Source organism: Streptomyces sp. NPDC046197 (genome assembly GCF_040646295.1).
GTDB lineage: Bacteria > Actinomycetota > Actinomycetes > Streptomycetales > Streptomycetaceae > Streptomyces.
The window spans coordinates 26408-37415 of the sequence record NZ_JBEYZY010000052.1 but is presented as its reverse complement, the minus strand read 5'-3'; the positions used below and the strand labels follow the sequence as shown (position 1 = coordinate 37415).

General features: G+C 69.4%; 10 protein-coding genes and 3 pseudogenes. 10 read left to right on the top strand and 3 right to left on the bottom strand.

The window, feature by feature from the left end:
• The 9 genes and pseudogenes from AB0A61_RS37890 to AB0A61_RS37850 all read left to right on the top strand — a co-directional run.
• Positions 1-333: pseudogene (locus AB0A61_RS37890) on the top strand (NADP-dependent oxidoreductase); the annotation flags it as partial.
• Between the two features lie 103 nt (positions 334-436).
• Positions 437-3748 (top strand): carboxyl transferase domain-containing protein, encoded by a 3312-nt coding sequence (locus AB0A61_RS37885; protein ID WP_361303183.1) that lies wholly within the window; start codon positions 437-439, stop codon positions 3746-3748.
• A 761-nt stretch (positions 3749-4509) separates the two neighbouring features.
• Entirely contained in the window at positions 4510-4785 is a 276-nt protein-coding gene (locus AB0A61_RS37880) for a hypothetical protein (protein ID WP_361303180.1), read from the top strand.
• Positions 4785-5183: a hypothetical protein gene (locus AB0A61_RS37875; protein WP_361303177.1), complete on the top strand. Its 399-nt coding sequence runs from the start codon at positions 4785-4787 to the stop codon at positions 5181-5183. Before AB0A61_RS37880 ends, AB0A61_RS37875 begins: the two co-directional genes overlap by 1 nt.
• A gap of 227 nt (positions 5184-5410) precedes the next feature.
• The gene (locus AB0A61_RS37870) at positions 5411-5950 is read left to right on the top strand and encodes a hypothetical protein (RefSeq protein ID WP_361303174.1); all 540 of its coding nucleotides are present in this window, start codon (positions 5411-5413) and stop codon (positions 5948-5950) included.
• Positions 5833-6192: a hypothetical protein gene (locus tag AB0A61_RS37865; RefSeq protein ID WP_361303190.1), complete on the top strand. Its 360-nt coding sequence runs from the start codon at positions 5833-5835 to the stop codon at positions 6190-6192. Before AB0A61_RS37870 ends, AB0A61_RS37865 begins: the two co-directional genes overlap by 118 nt.
• A 230-nt stretch (positions 6193-6422) precedes the next feature.
• Positions 6423-7274: a putative RNA methyltransferase gene (locus tag AB0A61_RS37860; protein ID WP_361303171.1), complete on the top strand. Its 852-nt coding sequence runs from the start codon at positions 6423-6425 to the stop codon at positions 7272-7274.
• 14 nt (positions 7275-7288) lie between these two features.
• On the top strand, positions 7289-7459 hold the full coding sequence (locus AB0A61_RS37855) for a transposase (protein WP_361303168.1): 171 nt from the start codon (positions 7289-7291) through the stop codon (positions 7457-7459).
• Positions 7460-7486: 27 nt separating this feature from the next.
• Positions 7487-7646 (top strand): annotated as a pseudogene (locus tag AB0A61_RS37850) (IS5/IS1182 family transposase); the annotation flags it as partial.
• Positions 7647-7843: 197 nt separating this feature from the next.
• Here the strand turns inward: AB0A61_RS37850 and AB0A61_RS37845 are convergent.
• The 3 genes and pseudogenes from AB0A61_RS37845 to AB0A61_RS37835 all read right to left on the bottom strand — a co-directional run.
• Positions 7844-8407 (bottom strand): annotated as a pseudogene (locus AB0A61_RS37845) (NB-ARC domain-containing protein); the annotation flags it as partial.
• A 205-nt stretch (positions 8408-8612) separates the two neighbouring features.
• Positions 8613-9002, bottom strand: a complete 390-nt coding sequence (locus tag AB0A61_RS37840; protein WP_361303165.1) for a hypothetical protein — start codon at positions 9000-9002, stop codon at positions 8613-8615.
• A gap of 143 nt (positions 9003-9145) precedes the next feature.
• Positions 9146-10033 (bottom strand): neutral zinc metallopeptidase, encoded by an 888-nt coding sequence (locus tag AB0A61_RS37835; RefSeq protein WP_361303162.1) that lies wholly within the window; start codon positions 10031-10033, stop codon positions 9146-9148.
• 164 nt (positions 10034-10197) lie between these two features.
• Between AB0A61_RS37835 and AB0A61_RS37830 the strand changes: the two genes are divergently transcribed.
• Positions 10198-10428 carry a DUF6461 domain-containing protein gene (locus AB0A61_RS37830; RefSeq protein WP_361303159.1) on the top strand — a complete coding sequence of 77 codons (231 nt, stop codon included), beginning with the start codon at positions 10198-10200 and terminating at the stop codon, positions 10426-10428.
• Positions 10429-11008: the final 580 nt, after the last annotated feature.

Sequence of the window (11008 nt, the reverse complement as noted above, 5' to 3'; positions counted from 1 at the left end):
GACATCCTCGACGCCGCCCTGACCCGGCTGGCGATGCACGCCCGCGTGGTGGTCTGCGGCGCGATCAGCCAGTACAACAACGCCACCCCGGTCAAAGGCCCCTCCAACTACCTGACGCTGCTCGTGCGCCGGGCCCGCATGGAGGGCTTCGTCGTCTTCGACTACGCCAAGCAGTACGCCAAGGCCGCCCAGGAGATCTCCGCCTGGATCCGAGACGGCCGCATCAAGGTCAAGGAACATGTGGTCAGGGGCACCGTGGACGACTTCCCCGAGACGCTGCAGATGCTCTTCCGCGGTGAGAACGTCGGCAAGCTCGTCCTGGAGCTGACATGACCGCGACGAGGATCGCCGACCGGGACGCGTTTCCGCCGCCCGCCGGGGACAGAGTCAGCAAGATCGTCCTCGCCGTGCAGGTCGCCGACGGAAGTGGGAGGGCATGACCTTCGCCTCCCCTGTTCGAAAGCTCCTGGTCGCCAACCGCGGAGAGGTCGCCTGCCGTGTCTTCAGAGCGGGTCGGGCCCTGGGGATCGCGACCGTGGGCGTGCGCTCGGCCGACGACGAGGCATCCCTGCACGTTCGGCGTTGTGACGAGCTCCAAGTGCTGGCGGGCACCGGTCCCGCCGCCTACCTGGACATCGACTCGGTAGTGGAGGCTGCCGTCGTTTCAGGGGCGGATGCGCTCCACCCGGGATACGGGTTCCTGTCCGAGAGCCCGGAGCTCGCCCGGGCCTGCCAGGACGCCGGTGTCCTGATGGTCGGCCCGGCTGCCGAGACCCTGGAACTCTTCGGGGACAAGGCCCGCGCGCGCGGTGTGGCCGCGGACACCGGCGTACCGGTGCTGCCGGGCACCCACCGCCCGACCGAGGTCTTTGAGATGCTGTCCTTCTGGGACCGCGAGGCCGACGAGCTGGGCTCCGAGGCGGCCGTCGTCATCAAGGCCGTATCCGGCGGCGGTGGCCGCGGAGTGCGCGTGGCGCGCAGCCGGGCCGAGGTTGAGCGGGCGTTCACGGAGTGCGCCGTCGAGGCCCGTCAGGCTTTCGGAAACGGTGACTTGTACATCGAGCGTTTCCTTCCCCGCGCCCATCACGTCGAGGTGCAACTCGTCGGCGACCACCACGGGCGGGTCGCTCATCTGTGGGACCGGGACTGCAGTATCCAGCGGCGCCACCAGAAGCTGATCGAGGCGGCCCCGAGCAGGGTCCTGGCCGGCGAGGCACGCTCGCGGATGCTGGAGGCGGCCGTGCGCCTCGGTGCAGAGGCCGGCGTCGTCGGCGTGGCCACCGTCGAGTTCCTCGCGCAGCCGGACGGCACCTTCTACTTCATCGAGACCAATCCCCGACTGCAGGTCGAGCACACCGTCACCGAGGCGGTGCTCGGTGTCGACCTGGTCGCCCTCCAACTGCAGCTTGCCGGCGGCGCGTCCTTGTTCGACCTGCGGCTGGAGCAGCCCGACGTGCCGGCCCCACGGGGCCACGCCGTCCAGGTCCGGATCAATGCCGAGGAGATGCGCCCCGGCGGCGAGGTCGTCCCCTCCACGGGCACACTCACCGAGTTCGAAACGGCGACGGGCGCCGGTGTGCGTGTCGAGGCGGCAGGCTACCGCGGTCTCACCCTCAACCCTCGCTACGACTCCCTGCTGGCAAAGGTGATCACCCACGCCCCCGATGCCGGGGCAGCCGTCCGGCTCGCCTCCCATGCTCTTGCCGAGAGCCGCATCGAAGGTGTCCCGACCAACCTGGCGCTCCAGCGAGCCGTCCTCGCGCACCCGGACTTCGCCGCCGGCGTCTGCGACACCGCCTGGGTCGAGCGAAACGCCGCGGCGCTGCTGCAACACGCCGCCGAGCTCGCACCGTCGTCCCCTCCACCGCCGGTCGATACCGCCTTCGGCGGGGACGAAAGCGACCTGCCCGGCGACCACGCCGTCCGCGCGCCCCTGGGCGGTGTGGTCATCGCGGTCGAGGTGACCGCGGGACAACCGGTGGCGCGCGGCGACGCGCTGTTCACCGTCGAGGCCATGAAGATGCAGTATCCGGTCCAGGCGCCCGCAGCGGGCGTGGTCACCGCAGTCGCGGTCTCGGCCGGCGAAACGGTGACCGAGGGCCAAATCCTCGTCGGCCTTGAACTGACCGTGGACGCAACCGAGGAGGCGGACGACAACGGCACAGCTGTCGATCTCAACCACCTCCGGCCCGATCTGGAAGCCCTGCTGGAGCGACGGCACGGCCGACTCGACGAGGCCCGACCGGACGCCGTCGCCACACGGCGCCGGCGTGGGCAACGCACCGCCCGGGAGAACATCGCCGCCGTCACCGACGACGGCCTTCTCGTCGAGTACGGCGGTCTTGCGGTCGCCGCTCAGCGCAACCGACGTGAACTGGCCGACCTGGAGGCCAAGTCCCCGGCGGACGGCATCGTCACCGGCCTTGGGCGCGTCAACGGCGATGTCTTCGCCGAGGACCGCTCGACCTGCGCCGTGCTGGCCTACGACTACACCGTGATGGCCGGCACTCAGGGCTACTACAACCACCGCAAGACCGACCGCCTGCTGCAGATCGCTCATCAGCGACGGCATCCGGTGATCTTCTTCACGGAGGGCGGAGGCGGTAGGCCCAATGACAGCGACATGCCGGTCGTGGCAGGGCTTCATTTGACGACGTTCGTCGCCATGGGCCGGCTGAGCGGCGCGGTCCCCACCGTCGGCATCGCGGCCGGCAGGTGTTTCGCCGGCAACGCCGCCCTGCTGGGCACCTGCGACGTCGTCATCGCCACGGAAGACTCCACGATCGGCATGGGCGGCCCTGCGATGATCGAGGGCGGCGGCCTCGGCACCTTCACACCCGAAGAAGTCGGCCCGATCACGGTACAGAGCCGCAACGGCGTGGTGGACCTGGCCGTCACGGACGAAGCCGAGGCAGCGACGGTAGCCCGCCGGTACCTGAGTTACTTCCAGGGAGACCTGCCGACGTTCGAGATACCCGATCAACGGGCCCTGCGCCACGTCGTTCCCGAGAACCGCAAGCGCGTCTACGACGCGCGGAAGGTCCTCGCCGTATTGTTCGACAGCCGCTCGGTCCTGGAACTGCGCGCGGGATTCGGCACGGCAGCCGTCACCGCACTCGCTCGTCTCGACGGCAAGCCGGTCGGCGTCATCGCCAACCAGCCGTCGGAGGGCGGCGGCGCCATCGACACCCCGGCGGCGGACAAGATCGCCCGGTTCCTCCAGCTCTGCGACGCTTACTCACTGCCCGTCGTGTCCTTGTGCGACACCCCGGGATTCATGGTCGGACCGGAGTCCGAGAAACAGGCAGCCGTACGGCACTTCTCGCGCCTTTTCGTCCTCGGCGGCAACCTGACCGTTCCCATCGTCACGGTCGTCCTCCGCAAGGCGTACGGGCTGGGCGCCATGGCCATGGCTGCCGGCAGCTTCCACAACACCGCCATAACCGTCAGCTGGCCGACCGGTGAGTTCGGCGGCATGGGCATCGAGGGCGCCGTACGGCTCGGCGCACGAGACTTCCTCGCGGGCATCAGCGACCCGGCAGAACGGCAACGCCAGTTCGAAGGACTCGTCGCCGTCGGCTACGAGCAGGGCAGCGCGGTCAACACCGCACGCCAGCTGGAGATCGACGACGTGATCGACCCGGCCGAGACCCGAGCAGTCATCGCCGCCGCCCTCCTCGCCAGGCCCGCACCGCCGCGGGACCAATGGACCAACAGCAGGCGCCGCCCCGGTATTGACACCTGGTGAGTCCCTCTCGCGGATCAGTAGTGCGGCGCTTGGCATGGCCTTGTGCTGCGCCGCTGATCCATTCGGCTCCGCCTGGACCGGACACACCCGGATCGGGCATGCTGCCGACCGTCCGGTCCCCCACCCGGAACCGCAGCGCCGTGCCGGTCCGCCGCTCGGCACCGTGACATCGGCGGGCACCACTGCGCCGAAGCGCCTGGTGACCGCCGGGTTCGCCGTCGTGCCGTCCCAGAGCGCGAGCTCAAGCGCGCCCCCGACCACGCCCAGCCGCACACTGGGCCGCTCCTGCCGCCACTCGTCATAGACCATGGGAACCTCCCCGTACAACTGGACGTAGGCCGGGGCTTCCCCGGTCCCGGCCAGCTCCGACGGCACCTCGAAGTCACCCGTGACCGGCAGTCTCGGGCCCCGAAGGTTGACGGGCGGGTTGGGCTGTCCTCCCGAGCCGTCCTGCCGGACGATTCTGCGGCCGAGCGGCGTGATGTGAACGCCGCCCGAGGTGACCTGGGCATCGGCGAAATGCCTCCAGTCGTGCCCCGCCAGCAGGTCGACCGCCGCGCCTGCCTTGCCGCCCTACGCCTGCCGGGCCGTCGGACCCGCCGACGCCGTGCATCCCATCAGGAAAGTCCCGGCCACCAGGGCCGCCACCGCGGACCTGCCGGGCCCCGTCAGCGATCGAGCCGTGAACACAAGCGCCCCCCGGAGCATGCCGCCGCGCGTTTCCTCTACCTGCAGTAGAGGGGCGCGCTAGAGTGAGGGATATGACAACAGACGAGACGAGCATCAAGGTGAGCACGGCCGCGCGGGACCGGCTCGCCCAGCTGGCAGCCGAGCACGGCACCACCATCCGCAGCCTGGTCGAGGACCTCGCGCAGAGCACGCCGACGCAGGCCGAGTACGCCGAGCGGGCCGAGCTGGCCCGCGCCGAGCTCGCCTCCGCTCTCGGCAGCGCGCCGAGCCCGGAGGCCGAGGCGAAGGCCCGGGATCTGCTGGAGCGCCTGGGCGCCTCCTCGCACGGTCCGCGGGCGGCCGCGTAGTGGCGGCGATCGCGGTCGTCCTGGACCACACGACCGCCGCGGCGCTGCACGACCCGAAAGATCCATTCAATGAGGCGGTCGCCGCGTTCTACGTCCAGGCTTCCGGCGGACTCGGGGACCTGTACGCGCCGGTGCTGTCGCTGACGGCTGGCGACGCCGACCGGCCGGGCCTGCTCGGCTACATCAAGGGGCTGCGGTTCATCCGGATCGAACCCTTCGACACCGACGCCGCGGTCACCGCCACCGAGCTGCTGCGCTTCGGGCACTCTTGGGCCGCCGTCCACGCCATCCACGCCGCCCGCCCCTCCCCCGCCCACCCCAGCGGACGGTTCCTGCTCACCCTGACCCCGAAGGCGTACGCGGGCACCGGTGTCCAAGCCGTCCACCCCGACCAGTAGCCGCCAGCCGCCCGGCCGCAGATCGACACGATCGTCGCGTTGACCCGGGTCTGGCCGGCCGCGATCCGGCAGCCGCGAAGGCCCGGCGCTGCTCTCGCCGGGAGCAGCACCACTCGCACAGGGCGGTTGCGTTGTCTGTTCTGACGTGCCCGGCCGCAGGCCGAGGGTCCTCCGGAGGAACCGTGCAGTTCACTGTCCTGCCCGTCCGCGGGCGGCCTGTCTCCCCCGTGCCGGGGCAGGCCTTCCTGGTTCGGGACAACTGGGGTGACTACAGCTTCAAGACGACTTTCCAGCTGCTCTGTGTCGATCCGGGTGGCGAGATCAGGGAGATCGGCGGGGTCAAGATCGGCCGGTTCGGCATGACCGCGCCGGCCAGGACGCCGCTGCCTGACGACTTTGAAACTCTGGACGGATCCTTCTTCTCGCTCAGGCTGCAGGACACCTACTACGAACGGCTGCGTGAGCTGGGTCCCGAGCTGCAGCGCACCGTCCTGGGGGCTCTCAACGATGTCTCCTTCGATCTTGAGTTCTTCTCCCGTGCCCGCACCGAGAGCGTGACGGGTACCTCCCTGCTCTCCGGTCCGTTTCCGTCGACACCGTCGTCGGCCGTTTCAGGGGCAGCGACATATCCGCAGGGCCGCCGGCGGCCATCACCGACGTCACCCGGCGGCGCCGGTTCGACGCCCTGCGCAGCACGGGGGCTAGCTGGTCGGGCAGCCTGGACGAGATCACCTTCCTCCGCAGGCTGTACGACCTGGACTGTCTGAAAAGTCATGACCGGCGGTTCACGACGGCCGAGGACGACATCGTCCAGCACCGCTACAACAATCCTGAGGACTGGGAAGACGACTGGGTCTTCGGCGACGACTGCTTCGAGCTCGCCGACGGCGCCGATGAGGTCCTGCTGCGCTTCCTCGCGGAAATGATCCACCCCGCCGTGCGGACCGACCGCGGCGAGGTCCAGCGGCTGCCGGCACTAGGCCGTGTCTCCCAACTTCGGCAGGCATGAAGGGCTTCGTCGAAGCTCGTAAACTCATGGCGTGGCATTCATGAGCACCCCGCACTGCTGCTTCCTGTGATCGGAAGGCGTTGAGGGCGATGTCAGACGGCATCGCCCCCCTTGGTGTGCCTGCTACGCGAACCACCCTTCTGGCACTGCCCGTTCCTTCCTGAGGCAGTGACCTTCCGTGTGTACGTGCAGGCACGGCGTCTTCCCTTCAGCCTTGCCAGGAGTGCCTCGTGCCCGTGTTGCTTCCCCCTGCCCTCGAACTGTTCCTCGACCTGCTGAGCTGCCCGACGTGCCGCACGCCCCGTCTGCACCCCGCCCGCGGTGCACTGCGCTGTGCGGCGGGCCATACCTTCGACATCGCCCGTCCCGGCTACGTCAGCCTCCTGACCGGCACCCGCGCCACCAGCGGCGACGACGCGGCCATGGTCCAGGCTCGGGACCGCTTCCTGGCCACCGGCAGGTACGCGCCCATCCGCCAGGCCGTGGCCCGCCTGGCGGCCGACTGCGCGCCGGATCGCGGCACGATCGTCGACGTCGGGTGCGGCACGGGCTACTACCTGGCCGGCGTTCTCGACCAGCTGCCCGGCGCCCGAGGTCTGGGCCTGGACACGTCGGTGCGCGCGCTGCGCTCGGCAGCCCGATCCCACGACCGAGCCTCCGCGGCGACCTGGGATGTCTTCCGTCCCTTCCCGCTGGCTGACGCGGTGGCCGACGTGGTGTTGGACGTGTTCGCCCCGCGCAATCCAGCAGAGTTCCATCGAGTACTCCGTCCAGCTGGCCGGCTGATCGTGGTCCGTCCCACCGGGCTGCACCTGGCCGAGCTACGCGACCGGGTGCCTGCAATGGTCACCATCGACCCGGCCAAGGAACAGCGCCTGCACCGGGCGATGGACCCCTACTTCGAGGCCGTCGACACCGAACAGGTGGAGTACCCCATAGCCCTGGCTGGGTTGGAGGCCCTGGACTTGGTGGGGATGACGCCAAGCGCACGCCACGTGAGCTGGGCAGACCTGAACGACGACGGCCTGCTACCTGACCGGGTCACCGTCTCTGTGCTGGCCACCGCCTACCAGTCTCGGTGACCACGAGCGGGCGCATGCGCCCGCTGACCGACGAGCAGTGGGCACGCCTGGCGCCCTGCCTTCCCCACAACGCCGGGAAGGAAGGGCGCCCGTTCGCCGACCACCGCCGCATCATCGACGGGATCATCCATCCGGTCCCGCACCGGGATCCCGAGGAGAGATCTGCCCCGCGAGGCGTTCGGTAGAGAAAGGGCTGCGACCGCGGACGCCCCCGCACTCTGGACGCCGAGACCTACAAGCGCAGGAACGTCGGGGAACGGTCCTTCAATCCGCTCAAGCAGTGGCGGGGTCTGGCCACCCGCTATGACACTTGCGATCGTCTGTCGATCTGCAGCCGTGTTAGCGGCGGTGATCACCTGGTTACGAAGTTGAGAGACACGGCCTAGTTTGGGGCAGTCGACGTTGCCGTGCGGGGGCCCGGTCACATGTGGAGGGTCCGGCCGTCGAACCAGGCGTGCTCGGGGATGCCGGTGCCGGGGAGAACGCCGGACCACCGCGGGCGGCCAGGCGATCGTGCTGCGGCCGAGCCGCGTATAGGAGCGGTCAGGACCTCCGGTCGTTCTCCAGCGACCGGAGTAGCGCCTCTTCTTGAGGATGGCGCCCGCGATCCGCAGGGCCAGAGGAAGCCGACCGCACTGGTCGGCCAGGGTCCGGGCCAGTTCCTCGTCCTCGGTGCCGGACCAGTTACGCCTGGAGACCTGCGACAGCAAGGTCAGCGCCTCTTCCTGGCTCATCAGGTCCAAGTGGTGCAGAGACACCCCGTCCAGCGTCGCCAGGGGCACCCGGGAGGTGATGAGCACGGCGCAACTGCCGGAGCCGGGTACCAGATCGGCCACCTGCTCCGCGCTCTGGGCATTGTCCAGCAGGATGAGGCACTTCTTCCGGGCGAGCAGCGAGCGGTAGCGCTGCGGAAGTTCTGCAGCGCCGACCGGAACGGCGGCGGTGGTCGGGTCCAGGTCCGCGACGAACCTCTGCTGGATCTGAGCCGCGGTGGGCACTTCGCCGTTCTGCTCGCCCAGGTCCGCATACAGCTGGACCTCACCGAACCAGGGGACGAGCCGGTGGGCGACATGCACGGCCAGGGCGGACTTCCCCACACCCGGCGCCCCGTAGATGTCGATGACGGAGGGCACGACACCCACACCGGCCGCGCTCTCGACTTCGTCGACATCAGCGGCACGGCCACTGAAGTCCTGGGCTGCAGGCGGGAGTTGATGGAGCGGCGGGTGGCCCCTGGGGGCGGACTCGAAGTAGACCGACGCGTAGTTGTCACCCTGGATGACGACCTGTTGGGCGTTTCCGGAGGCATCGGCGAAGGTCCAGGACCCGGAGAGTCGCCTACGAAAACGTGATCGGGCCAAGGTTGTCTCTCCCGATGACAGCCTGCTTGGCGTTGTCCCTCGCGGTGGCGATCAGGGTCCGCGCTCCGGGGTCGCGGTCGGCAGACGCCACCAGGTCTTCGATCGTGGCCGCGAATTCCTCGTCGCTCTCCAGCTCGTGCCGCAGATGCGCGACCACGGCGGCCCGCCTGTCCTGGTCCTCAGGACTCGCATCGAGCTGTGCCAGGGCCTCGCGCTGCGGTTCGGACCGGCTCAGCCGCTCCCGCACCGCCTGAGTGACGCCCTGAACCTTCGCCCAGGCGTTCTGCCCGGCCTGGACGGCGAGCCCCTCCCCGAACTTCGTCGCGAGCAGCGTCACCGCGAGCAGACTCAGGCTTGCCGGATCCATGGGTGCCTCCCCCGCGCGGACATGCTGTGGTTTCAGCATTGCTTCCCGCCGCCTCCGACCACGTTGCCGACGCGAGTCGCCGCCTGGCAGGGAAACGACGACCTCAGCCAGGCCGGGCGTTCGTACCGTGGTTGTCAGTGTGGTCAGCTGAACGTGTTGCAGCTGGCGACGCGGCCGGAGCGGTAGCCGGTGGAGAACCATTGCCGGCGCTGGCTCGCGGAGCCGTGGGTCCAGGTGTCGGGTGTGATCTTGCCCTGGTAGCGCTGCTGGATACGGTCGTCTCCGACGGCGGCGGCCGCGTCCAGCCCGCGGTTGATGTCGTCCTTCGTCAAGTCGGTGATCAGTGGCTTACCGCTCTTGGGGTCGGGGGTGGTGGTGGCGTGGTGGGCCCACACTCCGGCGTAGCAGTCCGCCTGCAACTCGAGTTTCACCGAGCCGCTGTTCTGGCCCTTTCCGCTGCCGCGGGAGATCGTTCCGCTGAGGTCCTGGAAGTGGTGGCCGTATTCGTGCGCGATGACGTAGGCCTCGGCGAATGGGCCGCCCTTGGCGCCGAACTTGCTGCTCAGGTCGTTGAAGAAGCCGAGGTCGAGATAGACCTTGTCATCGGCTGAGCAGTAGAAGGGGCCGACGTCGGAAGTCGCGTTCCCGCAACCGGTGTTCACACTGCCGGTGAACAGGAACGTCGGGGCCTGCTGGTAGGGCTTGCCGGCGGCTGTCTCCGTCTGCTTCCAGAATGCCTGCACGCTGTCGACCACGGCGACGATCCGGCACTCCTCCTTGCGGTTGGCGTCGGCACCGGTCCGGCAGTCCGCCGCGAGGTCCGCGGCTGACTTGCCGGACGAGGACGTGTCGCTACTGCCCGAGCCGAACACGCCGGGGTCGACACCCAAGAGCACGGACGCGACCAGCACCACGAGCCCGACCAGTCCCCCGCCGATGGTCTTCCCGCCGCCCGGGATCCCGCCCAGCGCACCTCCCCGACCGTCCTCGACCTCGGACGTGTCCAGAGCAGCATCGTCGTCGAATTGCATACGTCGACCCTCCCTCAAGCAGCACGCCGGACCGCCCCGCGTCGTCCCGCTCGCCTACCCCGTACGAGGTCATCCCCATCCCGTCCTCTTCCTGCTCCGCCTCTCGGAGGAGCCGGCGGGCGACGCCGCGAGGCCGCTCTGTGGGTGAACGGCGTTCCTCTCCGTTGTTCAGCTACGCGCTGGAGACCGGGTACACCGTGACCCTGGTGCGGGGCGTCGCCCCGAGGGAGGTGCTGCAGGTGATGGAGGCGGAACCCCAGGGCACGTGCACAGGGGCGGACGCGTTGATCGAGCGGCAGGACGGGACCGACCACCTCAGGGGCGCCGGCTTCGCCCTCGTAGAGCGGCGTCCCATCGCGACCGCCTCGATGCCCCTCAGGCGGGACCGTCTCTGAACGCCTACGCCCACGGTTTTCTGGCCGAGCTGCGCTTCCACGCCACCGACGTCCTGGACGCCGACGACCTGGACGCCCTGCTGGACAAGGCGCAGCCGCACAGCGTCTCGCACCGTGATGACCTGAGCGTGCGTACCACTTGCACCACCTGGATCGCCCGCCGCTCCTGAGTCCGCGGGGCGAGCTGCGCGACGACGGGCTCGCCCGCCCCTGCCGGCTTCTTCCATTTTCACTTAGAGTCCGCCATGAGTACCGCAACCACTGCGGCCCTCGAACCCAACAGCACGGCCGCGCGACATCGGGGCCGCATCCTGGCCATCCTGGGACTGGCCCAGTTGACGGTGGTCCTGGACACCAACGTCGTGAACATTGCCCTGCCCTCGGCCCAGGCCGTCGGGGTGTTGACGGAAAATCGTCGTGACCGGCATGCCTTGGGTCCTCGATGCCTCCATCGTCCGGGGCGGCGTTGCCGCCTGGCGAGGCCTCCTCGAAGGGCCTAGCGTTGTTCGCAGAGCAGTCGTGGTTCCGAAGTCGTTCGCCCGCGGTCACTGTGCCCGCGGGCGTCTTGCTGTGCACCCTC